At 64.4% G+C, this 18,000-nt stretch carries 18 protein-coding genes; 6 read left to right on the forward strand and 12 right to left on the reverse strand.

Going from position 1 to position 18,000, the window contains the following annotated elements; translation table 11 throughout:
• Nucleotides 1-19 precede the first annotated feature (19 nt).
• The 4 genes from DBV08_RS13130 (at nt 20) to DBV08_RS13145 (ending at nt 3,162) form a co-directional block, all read left to right on the forward strand.
• Entirely contained in the window at nt 20-1,141 is a 1,122-nt protein-coding gene (locus DBV08_RS13130; RefSeq protein WP_124567690.1) for a folate-binding protein YgfZ, read from the forward strand.
• Nucleotides 1,138-1,806 carry an MOSC domain-containing protein gene (locus DBV08_RS13135; RefSeq protein WP_095968670.1) on the forward strand — a complete coding sequence of 223 codons (669 nt, stop codon included), beginning with the start codon at nt 1,138-1,140 and terminating at the stop codon, nt 1,804-1,806. Before DBV08_RS13130 ends, DBV08_RS13135 begins: the two co-directional genes overlap by 4 nt.
• Entirely contained in the window at nt 1,803-2,756 is a 954-nt protein-coding gene (locus tag DBV08_RS13140; protein ID WP_095968669.1) for an asparaginase, read from the forward strand. Before DBV08_RS13135 ends, DBV08_RS13140 begins: the two co-directional genes overlap by 4 nt.
• Nucleotides 2,757-2,958: 202 nt before the next feature.
• Nucleotides 2,959-3,162: a DUF3073 domain-containing protein gene (locus DBV08_RS13145; RefSeq protein ID WP_003940337.1), complete on the forward strand. Its 204-nt coding sequence runs from the start codon at nt 2,959-2,961 to the stop codon at nt 3,160-3,162.
• A gap of 175 nt (nt 3,163-3,337) precedes the next feature.
• Here the strand turns inward: DBV08_RS13145 and purM are convergent, their stop codons facing one another.
• The 9 genes from purM to purL all read right to left on the reverse strand — a co-directional run bounded on the left by purM (nt 3,338) and on the right by purL (nt 13,651).
• Nucleotides 3,338-4,417 (reverse strand): phosphoribosylformylglycinamidine cyclo-ligase, encoded by a 1,080-nt coding sequence (purM, locus tag DBV08_RS13150; RefSeq protein WP_003940225.1) that lies wholly within the window; start codon nt 4,415-4,417, stop codon nt 3,338-3,340.
• Between the two features lie 207 nt (nt 4,418-4,624).
• Entirely contained in the window at nt 4,625-5,371 is a 747-nt protein-coding gene (locus DBV08_RS13155) for an AIM24 family protein (protein WP_003939813.1), read from the reverse strand.
• Between the two features lie 13 nt (nt 5,372-5,384).
• Complete coding sequence (locus tag DBV08_RS13160) at nt 5,385-6,062, reverse strand: AIM24 family protein (RefSeq protein WP_003939918.1); 678 nt, start codon at nt 6,060-6,062, stop codon at nt 5,385-5,387.
• 3 nt (nt 6,063-6,065) lie between these two features.
• On the reverse strand, nt 6,066-6,674 hold the full coding sequence (locus DBV08_RS13165) for an AIM24 family protein (protein ID WP_003940441.1): 609 nt from the start codon (nt 6,672-6,674) through the stop codon (nt 6,066-6,068).
• Between the two features lie 153 nt (nt 6,675-6,827).
• The gene (gene purF / locus DBV08_RS13170) at nt 6,828-8,405 is read right to left on the reverse strand and encodes an amidophosphoribosyltransferase (protein ID WP_003940541.1); all 1,578 of its coding nucleotides are present in this window, start codon (nt 8,403-8,405) and stop codon (nt 6,828-6,830) included.
• A 124-nt stretch (nt 8,406-8,529) separates the two neighbouring features.
• The gene (locus DBV08_RS13175) at nt 8,530-8,922 is read right to left on the reverse strand and encodes a sterol carrier family protein (protein ID WP_124567691.1); all 393 of its coding nucleotides are present in this window, start codon (nt 8,920-8,922) and stop codon (nt 8,530-8,532) included.
• Nucleotides 8,922-9,578 (reverse strand): CPBP family intramembrane glutamic endopeptidase, encoded by a 657-nt coding sequence (locus tag DBV08_RS13180; RefSeq protein WP_124567692.1) that lies wholly within the window; start codon nt 9,576-9,578, stop codon nt 8,922-8,924. The genes DBV08_RS13175 and DBV08_RS13180 overlap by 1 nt, the downstream gene beginning before the upstream one ends.
• Entirely contained in the window at nt 9,575-11,359 is a 1,785-nt protein-coding gene (locus DBV08_RS13185) for an alpha/beta-hydrolase family protein (RefSeq protein WP_124567693.1), read from the reverse strand. The genes DBV08_RS13180 and DBV08_RS13185 overlap by 4 nt, the downstream gene beginning before the upstream one ends.
• A 3-nt stretch (nt 11,360-11,362) precedes the next feature.
• Complete coding sequence (gene purL / locus DBV08_RS13190; protein WP_124567694.1) at nt 11,363-13,651, reverse strand: phosphoribosylformylglycinamidine synthase subunit PurL; 2,289 nt, start codon at nt 13,649-13,651, stop codon at nt 11,363-11,365.
• 250 nt (nt 13,652-13,901) lie between these two features.
• Here purL and DBV08_RS13195 point away from each other — a divergent pair, with 250 nt between their 5' ends.
• On the forward strand, nt 13,902-14,879 hold the full coding sequence (locus DBV08_RS13195) for a Dyp-type peroxidase (protein ID WP_124567695.1): 978 nt from the start codon (nt 13,902-13,904) through the stop codon (nt 14,877-14,879).
• Nucleotides 14,880-14,889: 10 nt separating this feature from the next.
• On the opposite strand, the gene DBV08_RS13200 is transcribed toward DBV08_RS13195, so the two are convergent.
• Both DBV08_RS13200 and DBV08_RS13205 read right to left on the reverse strand, forming a co-directional pair.
• A complete protein-coding gene (locus DBV08_RS13200) occupies nt 14,890-16,221 on the reverse strand; it encodes a M18 family aminopeptidase (RefSeq protein ID WP_124567831.1) in 1,332 nt (443 codons plus the stop codon).
• A gap of 64 nt (nt 16,222-16,285) precedes the next feature.
• On the reverse strand, nt 16,286-16,639 hold the full coding sequence (locus tag DBV08_RS13205) for a VOC family protein (protein ID WP_095968663.1): 354 nt from the start codon (nt 16,637-16,639) through the stop codon (nt 16,286-16,288).
• Between the two features lie 67 nt (nt 16,640-16,706).
• Here DBV08_RS13205 and DBV08_RS13210 point away from each other — a divergent pair, with 67 nt between their 5' ends.
• Entirely contained in the window at nt 16,707-17,312 is a 606-nt protein-coding gene (locus DBV08_RS13210; RefSeq protein ID WP_124567696.1) for a hypothetical protein, read from the forward strand.
• A 12-nt stretch (nt 17,313-17,324) separates the two neighbouring features.
• Here DBV08_RS13210 and DBV08_RS13215 read toward each other — a convergent pair whose 3' ends face one another.
• Nucleotides 17,325-17,921, reverse strand: a complete 597-nt coding sequence (locus DBV08_RS13215) for a CatB-related O-acetyltransferase (RefSeq protein ID WP_124567832.1) — start codon at nt 17,919-17,921, stop codon at nt 17,325-17,327.
• Between the last annotated feature and the right edge of the window lie 79 nt (nt 17,922-18,000).

An 18,000-nucleotide genomic window follows, 5' to 3' on the forward strand; every position in this document is an offset into this window, starting at 1 on the left:
ACACTCCTAGACTGGTCTTGTGGTCGACAACGCTCTTGTGCCCAACAGCCCACTTCTGACTTCCCCCGGCGCGGTCACCGCACCGGACGGTTCGGCCGACATCGGTGTCGCATGGCACTACGGCGATCCCCTCGGTGAACAGCGAACCGCGCAGCGCGCAGCAGTGGTGGTCGACCGCAGTCACAGATTCGTGATCGCCATCCCCGGCGACGAACGCCTCACGTGGCTGCACACGATCTCCAGTCAGCACATCGCCGCGCTCCCCGACGGCAAGAGCGCCGAAAACCTGAGCCTGGACGTCAACGGCCGCGTCGAGCACCACTTCGTGCAGACGGACCTGGCCGGTGTCACCTGGATCGACACCGAGGCCGACCGCGGACCTGACCTTCTCTCCTTCTTGAAGAAGATGGTGTTCTGGTCCAAAGCCGAGCCTCGAGACGGCAACGAGCTTGCGGTCCTGAGCCTGATCGGTCCCGAATCCCCGGCGGTCCTCTCCTCGATCGGCGTGCAGACACCCACCGATGCCTACGACGCCCTCGCGCTGGCCGACGGCGGGTTCGTCCGCCGCATGCCGTGGCCAACCGAGGACTCGTTCGATCTGCTCGTCCCACGTGAGCAATTGTCAGCGTGGTGGACCAAGCTGACCGATGCCGGCGCCAAGCCCGCCGGAAGTTGGGCCTTCGAGGCACTGCGCGTCGAAGCGACGAGGCCTCGCCTCGGACTGGACACCGACGACCGCACGATCCCGCACGAGGTCCACTGGATCGGTGGTCCGGCCGAGCACGGCGCCGTCCACCTCGACAAGGGCTGCTACCGCGGTCAGGAAACAGTCGCCCGGGTTCACAATCTCGGCAAGCCCCCGCGCCACCTCGTCATGCTGCACCTCGACGGGAGCGCCGAAGCGGTCCCGGAACCGGGTGACCCGATCACCGCGGGTGGACGGGCCGTCGGACGCGTCGGGACCGTCGTCAATCATCACGAACTCGGCCCCATTGCACTCGCTCTGATCAAGCGCAACATCCCGGTCGACACCGAACTCATGGCCGGCCCCAGTGCCGCGTCCATCGATCCGGATTCGATCGTCGCGGACGACGCACCCCAGGCCGGACGTGAGGCTGTCAACCGATTGCGCGGCAAGTGACGGGCATCGTCGACGCGGTCTGCGTCGTCCACACCGAACGTGACAGTGGCGTCAGGCGAGTCCCACGTACCGCGATCGACAAGCGTCCCGTCGACGGCCGTGTCGCGGTAGGACGACTCGGACTCGGCGGCGACTACGTCTGCGACACCGAGTTCCACGGCGGCGCGTTCCAAGCCGTCTACGCGTATCAGCGTGACGAAGCTCAGCGTTGGTCGGACGAGTTGGGCCGACCGCTCGGCCCCGGATGGTTCGGCGAGAATCTCCACATCAGCGGCATGCTCGTCACAGACGCCGTGATCGGCGAGCGCTGGCACATCACCGGAGCCGAGGCGTCGGACGTTCTCGAACTCGAGGTAACCGCTCCCCGCGTCCCGTGCGGCACGTTCGGCATCTGGGCCGCGGAAAAGGGCTGGGTCAAGAGATTCACCGAACGGACCGACGTGGGCGCCTACCTTCGCGTCAACCGGACCGGCACGATCGCCGCGGGCGACTCGGTGACCCGAGTCCACGTCCCGGAGCACGGGGTGACGGTTCGAGAGGTCTTCGCCGGAACCGACCCCGAGCGACTTCGACGGCTCCTCGCAGAACACACCGATCTTGCACCGAACGTCACCGCGCGCGTCCAGAGGTTCATCGAACAAGCAGAAGCGCAGGTGCACTCGTGAGTATCGAATTGGTGGAAGTGGTCCGCTCCGGATTCCGCGAATGCGTGCATCGCGGATCGGCCGTCATTCTCGGCGCCGACGGCGAGGTCGTGGTCGGACTCGGGGAAATTCACACACCCATCTACCCGCGCTCGGCGAACAAGCCGCTGCAAGCCGTCGCAGCGCTCCGTAACGGCTTTGCACCCACCAGTCCGGAAGAGTTGGCCGTCGCGTCGTCCTCACACGCGGGCGAGGCCGATCACATCGAACTGGTCGCCGCGCTTCTCGCTCGCTACCAACTCGGTGTCGACCAGCTGCAGTGCCCCTCAGATCTGCCGGGCAACGAACTGGCCCGAGCCGAACTGATCGCGGCGGGCGAGCTTCCCAGCCCGATCTACATGACCTGCTCGGGCAAGCACTCCGCGATGCTCGCGACGTGCGTCGTGAACGACTGGCCGCTCGAGACGTACATGGAGCCGTCTCATCCCCTCCAGCTCGCGATCCAGGAGACGATCTTCGATCTCAGCGGTGAGGAGGAGCAGGAACTCGGCATCGACGGTTGCGGCCTCCCGATCGTGCCGCTCTCGCTCACGAACCTGGCTCGGGCATTCGGACGCCTGCCCTCGGCTGAGCCGGACTCCCCTGAACGAGCCGTGGCCGACGCGGTCCGCGAGAACCCCTTCCTCGTCTCGGGCACGGGCCGCAACGATCAGCGCCTGATGTCAGCCGTGCCGGGTCTGTTCTCCAAGACCGGATACGACGGCATCTACGCCGGAGCGCTTCCCGACGGTTCCGCTTTCGCCCTCAAGATCGACGACGGCCACGAGCGGGCGCTCCTTCCGTTGGCGGCAGCTCTGCTCAAGCGAATGAACACCGAGTGGACCGAGGAACTGGCGGCTCTCGCGTCGGCTCCCGTCTTCGGCGGTGACGCCCGAGTGGGGACGATTCGCGCAATTCCGGGAAACTTCTGAGCAGTTCTCACAAAGTTCTGACGAGTTCTTTCAGCATCCTGGCAGCTCGCGGCCATAGTGAGAGCAATCAGACACGGCGGTGAGGCGTTCGTGGAAGCGGAAGCGACTTTTCCACGCTAGAGTGTGTGTCAGGAAACTTACACACTCAAACGGGGCCGCCAAATTCCCCAGGCCGCCCCGCGAAAGCGCGAGGGGGTCAGCCATGGGCCGCGGCCGGGCTAAGGCAAAGCAGACCAAGGTTGCACGCGAATTGAAATACAGCGTACCGACCACGGATTTCGACAGCCTGCAACGAGAGCTCGCAGGTGGATCGACCAACTCGCATCGGAGCAGTGTCCGATCGGACCAGACTTCCGATAGGGAAGGGCATGCGCGAGAGGACGACTACGACGACTGGCGGCGTTGACCGCGCACTGCCACCGCGCAGACTGTGAAATGAGGAAGAGCTGATCGCTCTTCCTCATTTTTGCGTTCCATTTTCCGCCTCACGCCTGCGCTTCGATCGAAACGCAGATGGAAACAAAACTGCCCCACCGGATTTCTCCGATGGGGCAGTTGTGGTCTAGAGGTGACGTTGCGGCTTAGAAGCGCGGGTGGTCTCCGGCCAGGAACGCACGCTCTGCAGCGGCGTCCGACGCCTTCTTGACGCTACCGAGCGTCCAGCAGTCGATGTGGCGTGCAGTCAGAACTGCAAGCGCACGGTCGACGTCTTCGGGAGCTACGACGGCCACCATGCCGACGCCCATGTTGAAGGTCTGCTCCATCTCGGCGCGCTCGACGCGTCCGCGCTGCGCGATCATCGCGAAGACCGGAGCGGGGCTCCAGGTTCCGCGATCGAGTTCGGCGACCAAGCCCTTGGGCATGACGCGAGCGAGGTTGTTGGCGAGGCCGCCACCGGTGACGTGGCAGAAGGTGCGCACGTCGGTCTCGGCAGCGAGCGCCAGGCAGTCCTTGGCGTAGATCTTGGTGGGCTCGAGCAGTTCTTCACCGAGCGTGCGGCCGAACTCGTCGACGTGTGCGCTCAGGTTCATCCGGTCGATCTCGAGGAGGACCTTGCGGGCCAGTGAGTAACCGTTGGAGTGTAGTCCCGACGAACCCATGGCGATGACGACGTCGCCGGGGCGAACGCGGTCCGGTCCGAGCAGCTTCTCGGCCTCCACGACGCCGACGCCGGTGGCGGAGAGGTCGTAGTCACCGTCGGCCATGATGCCGGGGTGCTCGGCGGTCTCGCCACCGAGGAGAGCGCAGCCGGCCTGGATGCAGCCCTCGGCGATTCCGCTGACCAATTCCGCGACGCGCTCGGGGATGACCCGGCCGACAGCGATGTAGTCCTGGAGGAACAGTGGCTCAGCGCCACAGACGACGAGGTCGTCGACGACCATGGCGACGAGGTCGAGTCCGACCGTGTCGTGCTTGTCCATCGCCTGGGCGACAGCGAGCTTGGTTCCGACGCCGTCGGTCGATGCGGCGAGCAGCGGCTCCTTGTAGTCACCCTTGAGGGAGAACAAGCCGGCGAAACCACCGAGGCCGCCCATGACCTCGGGGCGGCTGGCCTTCTTGGCCAGAGGGGCGAAGAGTTCCACCGCCCGGTCGCCTGCGGCGATATCGACTCCTGCTGCCGCGTAGGAGGCGCCTGCGGTGCGGTGACTGTCCTCGGTCATCGGGTTACTACTCCAGCCTTGTATTTCTCGCGAGCACGTATTGCTCGTGCACAGGTAAGTGGTCTTGCAATGTGAAGTGTTTGCAATCCTCGTGACGCGAGAGGGACCGTTCGACTCGAGACCCAGAGCGCGCACACAAATACCGACGATTACGCCCATACGCTACCGGACCGGCCCCCTCGGTGAGACCTCGCGTACCCCGAGACGTCAGTTCTGCAGCCGCGCGCCGATCGAGGCGTGCAGTGCGCGCAGACTGTTCTGCCCGAGTGCGACGGTCTCGGATTCGATGTGTTTGAGGAGGTGTCCGTCGTGGACGACCTTCTCGCTCGACTGGATCAGTACCGTCCCGGCTCCGGTGAAATCGAACTGGCGTTCTTCACCGGTGTTCGCGCCGAACATGCTTCCGCGAACCGCGCCCAGGAAGCTCTGCATCCAGTCGGCATCGAAGTGATGGGACGGCGACGGGCAGTCGGCCCAACCCACCAACGCCTGCGGGTCGATGCGCAGCGGCGGCTCCGCGAACATGACCGGGCCGTTGGACGACGCCAGGAACTTACCCGTCCCCAGCAGCGTCAAAAAGCCTGGGACGATGGACTGTTTGAGGTCCAGGCTCGTCTCGAAGGCGAGGAGATTGGCCGCGCGAATCGTGAGGTTGCCGTCGTCGAGGTCGTAGGAATTGATGTTGAATCCGCGGTCGCCGAGGATCAACTTGCCCTGCCCCTGAGCGAGCACCCAGTCGTCCGCGTAGAGCGGCGAAGAGAACCTGGCCGCGACGATCGCCGTCATGCTCGTGCGCCCGAGCGGCTCGAAGTTGATGTTTCCGTAGTACGCGATCATTGCGCCCTTGGACGTGAACCACGGTTGTCCGGCCATCTCGACGCAGAAGGCGTAGTCGTTGCCCGGGACGTTGTCGTTGGCGGGCAGAGTCGCCGGATTGTGAATTTCGATACCCATGCTCTTTGCCCTCTCAGAACTTCTGCTCGGACGCCTGGACCCAGACGGTGCCGGCGCCGGTCATCTTCAGCTGGATGGACTCCCCCGAGCCCTTGCCGACGGCCTCGCGCCAGCCGACGTTCGCGGAGATGTCGACGTTTATCTGACCGATGTGGCACACGTATGCCTGCGGGTCGACGACGACCTGAGGGTTGTTGGGACCGACCTGCAACGGAATCGCACCCCCGTGCGAGAGGACCGCGACGCTTCCCTGTCCGTGCAATTGCGTCGTGAACAGTCCTTGACCGGTCATGGCGCCTCGTACTGCTCCGCGCACACCGCCCTGGGACGTGAGTGCGACTATCGAGCTCTGGAGGTACCCGTCGTGTGCGAGGAGCCGGTCGGCTTCGACCGTGAGCATCGACGAACCGTCGAGGTGGATCACCTCGACGTACAAACCGGCGTGGCCGTAGAAGACCTCACCGTTTCCCTCGGCCGCCATCATGCGTGCATGCTCGCCGGACATCATGCGACCGGCCATCCCGGCGATACCGCCCATGTTCGGCATGGCGCCCGGCCCACCGCCCATGCTGTGCGGGATGAAGCGGACGTCGCCGGTGTAGTAAAGCATCGACCCGGTGCGGGCGAGCACGTTCTGTCCCGGTGCGAGGGTCGACTTGACGACCTTGCTGTTCACCAATTCCAACGGCATGGTTCAGCGCTCCTCGGGCTGGATGTAGACGACTCCGGATCCGTCGAATCGCAGCGAGAACGCTTCACCGCTGCCACCGCCGATCGCGGAGCGCCAGGTGACGTCGGTGACGAAGCTCTGGTTGAGCTGGCCGCGGTGAGCGACGAAGGCGTCGGGATCGGCAACCAGCGGATACTGCGGGCTGACTTCGAGCGCGATGATCGGTCCACCCTTCGACAGCACGGCCACCAGACCGGTGCCGCTGACGACCGTCGTGAACAAGCCCTGTCCGGAACCTGCGCCGCGGAGTCCGGCAAATTTCACGTCGGTTCGCAGTTGTCCCACCAGTGCGAGCAACTGTGACGCTTCCACGTGCAGAGCGTCATTGTTGAGTTCGATGATCGTGATGTCCTGGGCGTCGACCGCGAAGTAGACGGTGCCTTGTCCGCTGACTTCCATCAGGGACAGCGATTCACCTGCCGCCTTCTGTTTCAGCGCGGCACGTAACCCTCCGCCACCGCCCATACCGGCATTCTTGAAGGTGATCGCACCCTCGTACGCCACCATAGAACCGTTGATCGCTTTGATGGTGTCCCCCACCAGGTCTGCGACCAGTACCCGGTGCCCGTCCATTCTCAGTTGCGCCACGGAGGGCACTATGCCAGATGCTCACGACGTATGCCGTGTCGTCGAACGGAAAGTCGTGGAACAGAAAATCTGCCGCCCACAAGTTGTGGACGGCAGATTCTCGGCTATCGATTTTCGGTGCTTTGCAGCTTTCGGTGTTCAGGGGCGGCTGAGCGCGCTCGCGTTGTCGTTGTCGCGAGTGGCCGTCGAACCTGCGGTGCTCTCGAGCATCCCCTCGAGGACGTTCTTGCCGATCGACGTTTCCTTGGGAAGCGCGATCGGGTAGGTCCCGTCGAAGCAGGCGGCGCACAGGCGGCTGGCCGGCTGCTCGGTCGCGGCGATCATGCCTTCGGTGGAGATGTATCCGAGCGTGTCCGCTCCGATGGAACGACGCACACCGTCGAGCATTTCCTCGAACGTCGCATCCTGTCCGCCTGCGCCGTTGGCAATCAATTCGGCCGGCGAGGCGAAGTCGATGCCGTAGAAGCAGGGCCACTTGACCGGCGGCGAGGCGATACGGACGTGAATTTCGAGGGCGCCGGCTTCGCGGAGCATCCGGATGAGCGCACGCTGGGTGTTGCCGCGGACGATCGAATCGTCCACCACCACAAGGCGCTTGCCGCGGATGACTTCCTTGAGCGGGTTGAGCTTGAGCCTGATGCCGAGCTGACGGATCGTCTGCGACGGCTGGATGAAGGTACGGCCGACGTAGGCGTTCTTCATCAAACCCTGGCCGTAGGGGATGCCTGAGCCCTGTGCGTAACCGACGGCGGCGGGGGTGCCGGACTCGGGAACGGGGATGACCAGGTCACCTTCGGCGGGGTGCTCGCTGGCGAGCAGGCGGCCGATCTCGACTCGGGTCGAGTGAACCGAACGGCCACCGATGACGCTGTCGGGACGCGCGAGGTAGACGTACTCGAAGACACAGCCCTTGGGCGTCGGGTTCGCGAAACGCGAGGAGCGGACGCCGTCGGCGTCGATCGCGAGAAGCTCGCCGGGTTCGATGTCGCGGACGAACGATGCACCGACGATGTCGAGGGCTGCAGTCTCGCTGGCGACCACCCAACCGCGGTCGAGCCGGCCCAGGCAGAGCGGGCGGATGCCGTGCGGGTCACGAGCTGCGTACAGCGTGTGCTCGTCCATGAAGGTGAGGCAGAACGCGCCCTCCAACGTGGGCAGCAATTCCATCGCGGCCTGCTCGATGGTGCTGTCGCCGGCAGCGTGTGCCAGGAGACCACCGATGAGGTCGGAGTCGGACGTCGCGGCATTGGGGCGCTTGTCGTTGACCAGGCCGGCTGCACGGGTGCGGCTCGCGAGTTCAGCGGTGTTGACCAGGTTGCCGTTGTGGCCGAGCGCGATTCCGGTACCGGCAGTGGTGGTACGGAAGATGGGCTGCGCGTTCTCCCACGTCGTGGAACCGGTCGTCGAATAACGGCAATGTCCGACGGCGACATGTCCTGGCATCGCTGCGAGGGTCTGCTCGTCGAATACCTGGCTGACCAGGCCGAGATCCTTGAACACCAACACCTGGGAGCCGTCGGCTACCGCAATGCCGGCAGCTTCTTGACCACGGTGCTGAAGTGCGTACAGGCCGTAATAAGTGAGCTTCGCCACATCCTCTCCCGGCGCCCAGACGCCGAATACACCGCATTCTTCGCGGGGCTCGTTCTCGTCCTCGTCGGACGGGTTCGAAGCGAGGAGATTTGGACTGTTGACCGACAGATCGGCACGAGTCACCGGGCGCTCCCTTTGTGGGCAGGGGTTGGGGGGCATCCACAGTCTACGGCCATTTTGGGACCCAGTTCCCCTGAGGGCAGCCTTGGGTCGCAGATCACCCTGAAGCGAACCGGGTGGTCTCTGTTTACTGCGCCAATCGGAGCAGTGGGAGCCAGTGCGCTATTTCGGGGGCGCGGCTACCTGACGCGTCGACTCGTCCGTCACCTGCGGCCTCGGAGAACTCCAGGAGTCCGGTGACCATCTGCAACCAGGTACGAGCGTCCGTCTCGACGACGTTGGGTGGAGTTCCGCGGGTGTGCCGCGGTCCTTCGATGCACTGCACCGCAACAAACGGCGGGACCCGCACCTCGACGCTCGATCCGGGGGCGATCTGCTCGAGAGTGCGCGCACTCATCTTCACTGCGGCGCCGAGTTCACTGCGAGACGGCTTCGGAAGATCCGGATCTCGAAGCCACGGGCCGACTGCCAGGACGGCGGCACGAAATTCGGCGGGGTCGACGGCGCGGCGGGGCGGCATCAGTTCACTCCCTGTCTGCGAGTAGCGATACGAACGGCCAGTGCGCCACCGGCATTGGTGGCCAGGTGCAGCAGGGCGGGGGCAAGCACGCTGCCGCCTCTGCGATGCAGCCACTCGAACAGCACTGCGGAGGCCCCGGTGAATGCCACTGCAGCGGGAACGTTGTCGCCGGCACCGCGGGCGGGGGCGACGTGCCACAACCCGAAAGTCAGTGCGTGAACAGCCTGCGCGGTCGGTCTGTTCAGTTCGCGGTTCCAGACTGCGGACATCGCGCTGCGGAACAACAGTTCCTCGGAAAGGACCGTGCCGAACGGGATGTGCAGGATGATCCATTCGAGGAAGTCTTCGCGGCCGTCGGCTCGCTCGTCGGCAGCGAGAGTCGCACGCAAGGAGGGAACAACCAAAGCGACGCTGTAACCGGTGAGGACCGCCCCGGCCGCGGCTCCGCCGAACTGAGCACCACCACGAATTCCGGTGTGCGCCAGACCGAGTTCCTCACGGGTGTAACCACGTGCGAGTAAGACCCCGATGGCGGACAGACCCGCCGCGGTGTTGACCACTGCGCGAGCGCGAGGCGAAAGACCGAATGCCGGAAGCACGACGTTGCTCCAGGTGATCGCGGCGGCGGAAAGCCCGATCGAAGCGACTCCCCTCACTTCTCGGGGCCCTCGGATTTCACGGCGACGACCAATGCCGACCGAACCCGCTCGGTTTCTGCGGCCGTCCATCCCTCGGGCTGGGCAACGCTGATCCAGGCGTCCAGAACGGAGGTTCCGTAATTGTGACCGTGACCGTCCGGAACTCCCGCGGCGTTACCGAGGTCGGCGGACACCTGCCAGAACGTCACGACCGGGAACCACTTCATCGACGGTGAGCGGTCGAATCCCGGTACTTCCTTGAGCCACTCGGGCCGGTTGAACATGAGGTCGGGCGACCACCACACCACCGGATCGGAAGGGTGCTGGACAAACAGAACCCGCGGCTGCGGCCACGTCATCCCGTCGGCCGGAATGTCTTCGGAGCGATCCGCGAACCGGACTCCGGCCAGACCGTCCGCGTACACGGGCGCCACTTCGGGAGTGCCTGGATCGCGCCTCTTCTCGATCGAACGCCACAACTGCGTCGCGTTCGGTGGACCTACCCACAGAATTCCGTCGGCGGTATCGCGCGCCGCTTGCAGGGTGTCGAAGGCTCCGGCGCCGGCCATGACGCCGAGGCTCTCGCCGTAGACCATGAACTTCGGTCTGGTGGCTTCCGGTTCCTGGAGCCATCTTTCGTGTACCCGCTCGATCAACAGGCGACCGGCAGCTTGCGCCTTCTCCTGGTCGGCGAGGAACGAGATCCAACTCGGCAGGTACGAGTACTGGCTGGCGACAAGAGCAGTGTCGCCGCCATGTACAAGCTCGATTGCCTGTGCCGCAGTGGGATTGACCCACCCCGTACCTGTCGTCGGAATGACCACGAGAACCTTGCGCTGGAAGGCACCGGTCCTCTCCAGTTCTTTGATGACCAGATCCATGCGTTCTTCGGGATCTTCGGCACTTTCGAGCCCGGCATAGACGCGAATCGGATCCATCGCAGGCTTACCGGTTGCCGCCTCGAGTTCCTGGGCATCGAGTCCACGCGAGACGAAGTTGCGCCCCTCGAACCCCAATGTGTCCCAGGGAGCCGCAGATTCGGGGCTACCCGATTTCATCGGATCCTGCGGTTCGACGACGCCGTCGCGAGTGGTCGAGTTCTGCAGACTGAAGATCGAGTTGGTCGCGGCGTAGATTCCACGGACGAGGACGCCGTCGACCAGCATGAAGAACAGAACAGTGACGACCAGGACGCCGACACCATTGGCGACCGACCGCGACCAGTGGAACCGCCGCATCAACTGTCGGGCAATCAGTTTCACCAGATCGTGAAGGACCCGCCAGATCGAGATGAGCAGACCACCCACGAGCAGGCTCAGTCCGAGGGTTCGGATGTAGCCCGAGGTGGTCGTACCTTCGGCGTCGGTCAGCGCCGCGATTTCGCGTTGCCACCCGGCCGCGTAGACCAGCATGATGATCGCCGCGACGATGGATGCGACCGGAACGAAGACCTTGATCGCGGATGGCACCGGCTCAGGCAGGGGCCACCACCGTCGACCGCTGAGCAGGTATCGCTCGACAGCCCAACCGATCGCGGTACCGACGCCGTAACCGATGGCAGAGTTGATGCCGCCGATCAGACCTTGGAACAGCCAATCTCGAGGTAACAGCGAAGGAGTCAACGACCAGCAGAAGAAGAACGCGGCAAACGCGATGCCGGTGAAGTCGAGTTTGAGGAGCCCCCACGCCCACTCGGTGAAGCGGTTGTCGAACTTCTCGAGAGATGCGGGAACAGCCAGCCGCAGGTGGTGTTCCTGCGGCTGGCTGTCAGAAGTAGTCAGTTCTCCGGAATCGACCATCTATCACCCGAACAGTGCGGGCAGCGTTCCCTCGAAGGCCTCACGGAGCTTGGCCATCGTGACGGAGAAGTGTCCCTGGACCTCGACGGAGTCGCTGCCCTCGTCGACGACCCCGATACGCGTCCACGGCAAGCCGCGAGCGGTGCACATACCGGTGAAGCGGGTCTCCTCGGTGCGCGGCACTGCCACCAGGACGCGTCCGGACGATTCCGAGAACAGGGTCACGAACGGATCGGCACCCTCGGGAATCAGGATGCGGCAACCGGTTTCGCCGGCCAGCGCAGCTTCGACGACAGCCTGGGCCAGTCCACCCTCGGAGAGGTCGTGAGCTGCGGTGACCAGTCCGTCACGCGAAGAGGCGAGCAGGATGTCCGCAAGCAGCTGCTCACGAGCGAGGTCGACCTTCGGCGGCACGCCACCGAGATGACCGTGCTCGACCTGCGACCAGATGGAACCGTCGAACTCGTCGTGGGTATCGCCGAGCAGGATCAGCGTCTCGCCGGGCTCGAGTCCGAGGCCCGTCGGGATACGGCGGTGAACGTCGTCGATCACACCGAGGACGGCAACCACCGGCGTCGGCAAGATGGCTGTGGATCCGGTCTGGTTGTAGAAGCTGACGTTGCCGCCGGTGACGGGGATGCCGAGGGTGGCGCAACCGTCGGCGAGGCCGCGAACAGCCTGCTGGAACTGCCACATGACACCCGGGTCCTCGGGCGAACCGAAGTTGAGGCAGTTGGAGACGGCCTTGGGCGTTGCGCCCGTGACTGCCACGTTGCGGAAAGCCTCGGCCAATGCGAGCTGCGCACCGGTGTACGGGTCGAGAGCGGTGTAGCGGCCCGAAGCGTCGGTGGACAGTGCGATTCCGCGTCCGGTCTTCTCGTCGATGCGGATGACGCCACCGTCGGCGTTCTCGGCCAGGACGGTGTTGCCGCGGACGTAGCGGTCGTACTGCTCGGTGATCCACTTGCGGCTGCACAGGGCAGGCGAGGCGATCATCTTCAGCAGGGTCGCTTCGAGCTCGGCGTCGGTTTCGGGACGCTTCAGTCCGGCGGTCGTGTTCTCGATCAACGCGTCCTGGCTTGCCGGGCGCTCGACGGGACGGTGGTAGACCGGGCCTTCGTGAGCGACGGTGCGCGGGGGAACGTCGACGACGGTCTCGCCGTGCCAGGAGATGGTGAGGTGCTCACCGTCGGTGACCTCGCCGATGTCGGTGGCCAGGACGTCCCACTTCTTGCAGACCTCCATGAACGCATCGACGTTCTCGGGCGTGACCACGGCGCACATGCGCTCCTGTGATTCGCTCGAGAGCACCTCGGCCGGGGTCATGCCGGTGGCGCGCATCGGAACCTTCTCGAGGTTGATGTGCATGCCGCCGTCACCGGCTGCAGCCAACTCGGAGGTGGCGCAGGACAGCCCGGCGCCGCCGAGGTCCTGGATACCGACAACGAGGCCGGCCTTGTAGAGGTCGAGACAGCACTCGATGAGCACCTTCTCGGTGAAGGGGTCGCCAACCTGAACCGCAGGGAGCTTCTTACGTCCGCCGGTGTCTCCACCCTCGTCGTCGAAGGTTGCCGACGCGAGGACCGAGACGCCGCCGATGCCGTCGAGACCGGTGCGTGCGCCGAACAGGATGATCTTGTTGCCTGCACCCGAAGCAAAGGCCAGATGCAGATCCTCGACGCGCATGACGCCGGCAGCGAGGGCGTTGACCAGCGGGTTACCGGCATAGGACTCGTCGAAGACCGTCTCGCCGCCGATGTTCGGCAGGCCGAGGGAGTTTCCGTATCCACCGACACCACGCACGACACCGTCGACGACGCGACGGGTATCGGGGGCGTCAGCAGCACCGAATCGAAGCTGATCCATGACGGCGATCGGACGAGCACCCATGGCCATGATGTCGCGGACGATGCCACCGACACCGGTTGCCGCACCCTGGTAGGGCTCGACGTACGACGGGTGGTTGTGGCTCTCGACCTTGAACGTGACTGCCCAGCCGTCGCCGATGTCGACGACGCCGGCGTTCTCACCGATACCGGCCAGCATGTTGGCGCGCATCTCGTCGGTGGTGGTCTTGCCGAAGTATCCGAGGTGGACCTTCGAGGACTTGTACGAGCAGTGCTCGCTCCACATCACCGAGTACATCGCCAGTTCGGCGTCCGTGGGACGGCGGCCCAGGATCTCCTTGATTCGTGCGTATTCGTCGTCCTTGAGACCGAGCTCCTTGAACGGCTGAGCGGCATCGGGATCAGCCGATGCGTGCGTGACGGTATCGACCTGGTGAGCAGACACTGGAGAGTGGTCCCTTCCCTACGGGAGTCAAGAGGCAAGCCGGCGCGGAGCGGGACACCACGAATGTGCCCAACGAAAGAACGTGCCGGGGGACAGTCTATCGGTGTGGGCCGACGACTTCCGCAGACGGCAGCACCCGCGACACGGCCGGGCCTGCGAAGTATCGCCGGTCACACCCGCCCCGGTTTGGGTAATCCGGTCGGTTTTCTTAAGGTCAGGCCGGTTCATTGTTTTCCTCGAAAGGTCTCGCATGCCCCAGGATGTTCGTCAGTCCGACCTCACGGCACAGTCCCAGTCGGTGACCACTCCCCTCACTCCGGCTGCAATTTTCCTGGTCGCGACCGTGAATCCGGGTGGCGAGAAGACCACACGAGGACTGCTCGCCGATGTCGCGGGACTGCAACGGGCCGTGGGGCTGCGTGTCCCCGGATCAGGCCTGGACGTCGTGACGAGCATCGGTTCCCTGGCTTGGGATCGACTGTTCGCCGGTCCGCGCCCTGCGCTGCTGCACCCGTTCACCGCTTTGCAGGGTGATGTTCACTCGGCGCCGTCTACTCCCGGTGATCTGCTCTTCCACATCCGCGCGATGAGCATGGACGCGTGTTTCGAGGTGGCTCGGCAGATCACGAAGCGACTGCACGGCGCGGCCACGGTCGTCGACGAGGTTCACGGCTTCCAGTACTTCGAGAACCGCGACCTCATCGGCTTCGTCGACGGCACCGAGAATCCGGTGGGCCGCGACGCCGTCGCCGCGGTGACGGTCGGCGACGAGGATCCCGAGTTCGCCGGCGGCAGCTACGTCCACATCCAGCGCTACATCCACAAGATGCGGGACTGGGAAGCAATCACCGTCGACGAGCAGGAGCGTGTGATCGGACGCAGCAAGCTCGAGGACATCGAGATGACGTCCGACGTGAAGCCGGCCAACTCGCACGTCGCCCTCAACGCGATCAAGGACGAGAACGGCAAGGCTCTCGAGATCCTGCGCGCCAACATGCCGTACGGGCGCCTCGGTGACGACGAGATCGGCACCTTTTTCATCGGCTACTGCCGCACGCCGGCGATCACGGAACGGATGCTCGAGAACATGTTTCTCGGCAACCCTCGCGGCAACTACGACCGACTGCTCGACTTCTCGACGGCCGTGACGGGCTCGATGTTCTTCACACCGAGCGCCGACTTCTTCGAGGATCTACCGGCTGCACCCACTGGGCTCCCTGCTCTCTGACTCCCAGCTCTTAACTTCGCGGCGTGAGGAAGGCACCGAGCGCGTCGGCATACATGCGGACGTCTGCCGCGCCCATCAGCTCGCGGGCCGAGTGCATCGCGAGTTGAGGCGCGCCGACGTCGACGGTGGACAGCCCGGTGCGCGATGCCGTGATGGGGCCGATGGTGGAGCCGCACGGCAGATCGGCGCGGTGGACGTAGCGCTGCATCGGCACCCCCGCCTGGTCGCAGGCGAGCGCGAATTCGCCTGCACCGGCAGCATCGGTGGCGTATCGCAGGTTCTGGTTGACCTTGAGTACCGGCCCACCGTTGATCTCGATCCGATGGGCGGGCTCGTGGCGGTCCGGGTAGTTGGGGTGCGTCGCGTGCGCCATGTCGCCAGATGCGCACACCGAGCCTGCCATCGCCTGCAGGAATTCTTCGCGGCCACCACCGCGCCCCAACACGATCCGCTCGAGAACGGTGTTCAGCAGGTCCGAGAAAGCTCCGCGATCGGACATGCTGCCGACCTCTTCGTGATCGAAGAGCGCAAGCACCGGAATCTGCTCTCCCGGCGAATCGGTCGCGGCCAGAAGTGCTTGTGTCCCTGCATAACACGTGCCCTGATTGTCGAGCCTGGGGGCGCTGACCAATTCCTTGTCCACCCCCACCACTGCGCTGGGTGCAAGGTCGTGTGTCATCAATTCCCAGCCGAGAACGGACGACGCGGCCACGTCCGCACGCTCGGCGACAAAACCGATGAACGACTTGGGTTTCGAACCCACTCCCCAGATTCCGTTGACATGCCGCTGCGGATCCAGCGTCACGCCCTTGCGATCTTCGGACAGGTGGATAGCCAGCTGCGGAACACGAAGAATCGGGTCGTCGATGCGAACCAGCTTCTGCTCCACAGTGTTTCCCACCCGAACACTCACTCGGCCGCAGATTCCGAGATCGCGGTCGAGCCAGGAGTTCAGCCACGCACCGCCGTACGGTTCGAGACCCACCATCTGCCACCCCGCCGAAGTGAGGTCTGGATGCTGTTTGACCCGCAGATTCGGGCTGTCGGTGTGACCTCCGACGATCCGGAACGGAGCGGTGTTTCCCACTGTATTTCCCAGGCCCTCGGTGCTCCAGGCGATCAGCGAACCACCGCGCACGAGAAAGTACCGTCCGGGCTCGGCGGCCCACGACTGCGTTTCGTGGACTTCGACGAACCCGCCGGCCGTCAGCTCGGACGCCACCGTCGCGCACACATGGAACGGCGACGGTGACGAATCGACGAAGCTGCACAAGCCGTCTGCGTCGGCCCCGGTCAGAGAAGCCGCCCCGGTCCGAGAAGTCTGAGAAGTCATGCCCCTCATCATGCCCGAATCACTGTCTCCGAAATCAGTGGGCGCGAATCAGGTGGGCACAGGACCGGTCGGCTCAGGCATGCGGACCGGACACGCAGAACTGATTCCCGTCAGGATCGAGGAGCGTCACCCAGCGGAAACCGTCCATGTTCTCGCGGTGGTGCTCAGTTGCCCCGGCCTCGACGAGGCGCTCCACCTCGGCGTCGAGATCCGGACTCCCCAGATCGAGATGGATGCGGTTCTTCCCGGCGGTGGGGTCCGGGACCTTCTGGAAAGCGAAGTTGGTGGCGCTGTCAGGGACCGAGACGATGTAGAACCAACCGTCGTTTTCCTCGACGATGTTTCCGCCCAATTGCGCTGCCCACCACGTTGCGAGGGGACCGGGATCGAGACTGTCGAAGGTGATCATGCCGAGTGTGAGAGTCATGCGCACACGCTAATGGAAGCCACCGACAAAGACTCTCGATCTCGGGCTGAGATGAGACGATCTTCGAATGCGATTCACGACGCTTCGCGACCGCGTTGCAGAACCACTCTTCGCAGTGTTCATCGCGACCGGATTGCTCCTGAGCGTCCTCGGAGTGCTCGCCTGGAGATTCGCCACGCCGTCCACGCGAACAGAACATGTCGGAATCCAACCCCCTCCACCGCCGCCGATGGAGGACGGCAAGACCGGATACATGTGGGTGATCGAGGGATACAGCTACTCCGACGCACCACATTGGTTCCCCGCAACTACGTGGTTCCTGATAGTCGGAACCGCTGTCGCCATTGCCGTCTCGGCGACACTGAACGCGACGGGATGGCGGCTGGCCCGTGACGCACGCGGTAGAAAATTTACTCTTCCGCTTGCACTTTCAGCTTTCGGCACAGCCTACGGACTCACGGTCGCCGTCGTCGGACGAATCTGGCCGCCCACCTTCTATTCGGTGGTCCTTCCCGAACCTCGTGACCCGCAGAACCCCTACCCCGAATCGTCCATCATCCACTTCGACCTCGAACCGAACCTGATCACGTTCACTGCCACAGGTCTTGCTGTCGGCCTTGTCGCGGCCGCACTGCTTCACGTCCGGAACTACTCGCTCACACGAACGAACTAGCGGGCGAGGAGATCACTCGACCGCTTCGAGTTCCGCGACACTCCCGTCCGAGATCACCCGGACGTGGCGGGTGATCTTCTCGATCGGCCAGTCCCACCATGCAATTCGCACCAGCTTCTCGATGTCTTCAGCACTGAAGCGGCGCTTGATCTCCGTGGCCGGGTTGCCGCCGACGATGGCGTAGTCCGGGACGTCGCGCGTGACGACTGCGCCAGTGGACACGATCGCCCCATGCCCGATCCGGACGCCGGGCATGACTGTCACGTTCCCGCCGAACCACACGTCGTTCCCGACGACGGTGTCACCTCGAGACGGCAGATCCTGCACCAGGTCCATGTGCCTGGCCCAATCACCGCCCATGATCGGGAACGGGTAGGTGGAGACACCGTTCATACGATGGTTCGCGCCGTTCATGATGAAGGTGACACCAGTGGCGAGGGCGCAGAACTTGCCGATCACCAGTTTGTCGGGACCGTAGTGATGCAACACGTTTCGAGTCTCGAACTCTTCGGCGAACTCCGGATCGTCGTAGTAGGTGTACTCCCCTACCTCGATCAACGGGTTGTCGATCAACGGCTTCAGCAACACCACTCGCGGCTGCCCGGCCATCGGATGAACATTTGTGGGATCCGGCGCAGCCTGATCCTGCGCAGTGGGATCCGACGCAGTGGGATCTGACGCGGTGGGA

The organism is Rhodococcus sp. KBW08, from assembly GCF_003852455.1.
In the GTDB taxonomy this organism is placed as follows: domain Bacteria; phylum Actinomycetota; class Actinomycetes; order Mycobacteriales; family Mycobacteriaceae; genus Rhodococcus_F; species Rhodococcus_F baikonurensis.

Coding starts and splice junctions, on each gene's coding strand:
- DBV08_RS13210 (WP_124567696.1), top strand. CDS start 16,707: ATGCGATTCACGACGCTTCGCGACCGCGTTGCAGAACCACTCTTCGCA.
- DBV08_RS13215 (WP_124567832.1), bottom strand. CDS start 17,921: ATGGCCGGGCAGCCGCGAGTGGTGTTGCTGAAGCCGTTGATCGACAAC.
- DBV08_RS13175 (WP_124567691.1), bottom strand. CDS start 8,922: ATGCCGCCCCGCCGCGCCGTCGACCCCGCCGAATTTCGTGCCGCCGTC.
- DBV08_RS13165 (WP_003940441.1), bottom strand. CDS start 6,674: ATGGACGGGCACCGGGTACTGGTCGCAGACCTGGTGGGGGACACCATC.
- DBV08_RS13185 (WP_124567693.1), bottom strand. CDS start 11,359: ATGGTCGATTCCGGAGAACTGACTACTTCTGACAGCCAGCCGCAGGAA.
- DBV08_RS13155 (WP_003939813.1), bottom strand. CDS start 5,371: ATGGGTATCGAAATTCACAATCCGGCGACTCTGCCCGCCAACGACAAC.
- DBV08_RS13160 (WP_003939918.1), bottom strand. CDS start 6,062: ATGCCGTTGGAATTGGTGAACAGCAAGGTCGTCAAGTCGACCCTCGCA.
- purM (WP_003940225.1), bottom strand. CDS start 4,417: ATGACCGAGGACAGTCACCGCACCGCAGGCGCCTCCTACGCGGCAGCA.
- DBV08_RS13145 (WP_003940337.1), top strand. CDS start 2,959: ATGGGCCGCGGCCGGGCTAAGGCAAAGCAGACCAAGGTTGCACGCGAA.
- DBV08_RS13195 (WP_124567695.1), top strand. CDS start 13,902: ATGCCCCAGGATGTTCGTCAGTCCGACCTCACGGCACAGTCCCAGTCG.
- DBV08_RS13205 (WP_095968663.1), bottom strand. CDS start 16,639: ATGACTCTCACACTCGGCATGATCACCTTCGACAGTCTCGATCCCGGT.
- DBV08_RS13200 (WP_124567831.1), bottom strand. CDS start 16,221: ATGAGGGGCATGACTTCTCAGACTTCTCGGACCGGGGCGGCTTCTCTG.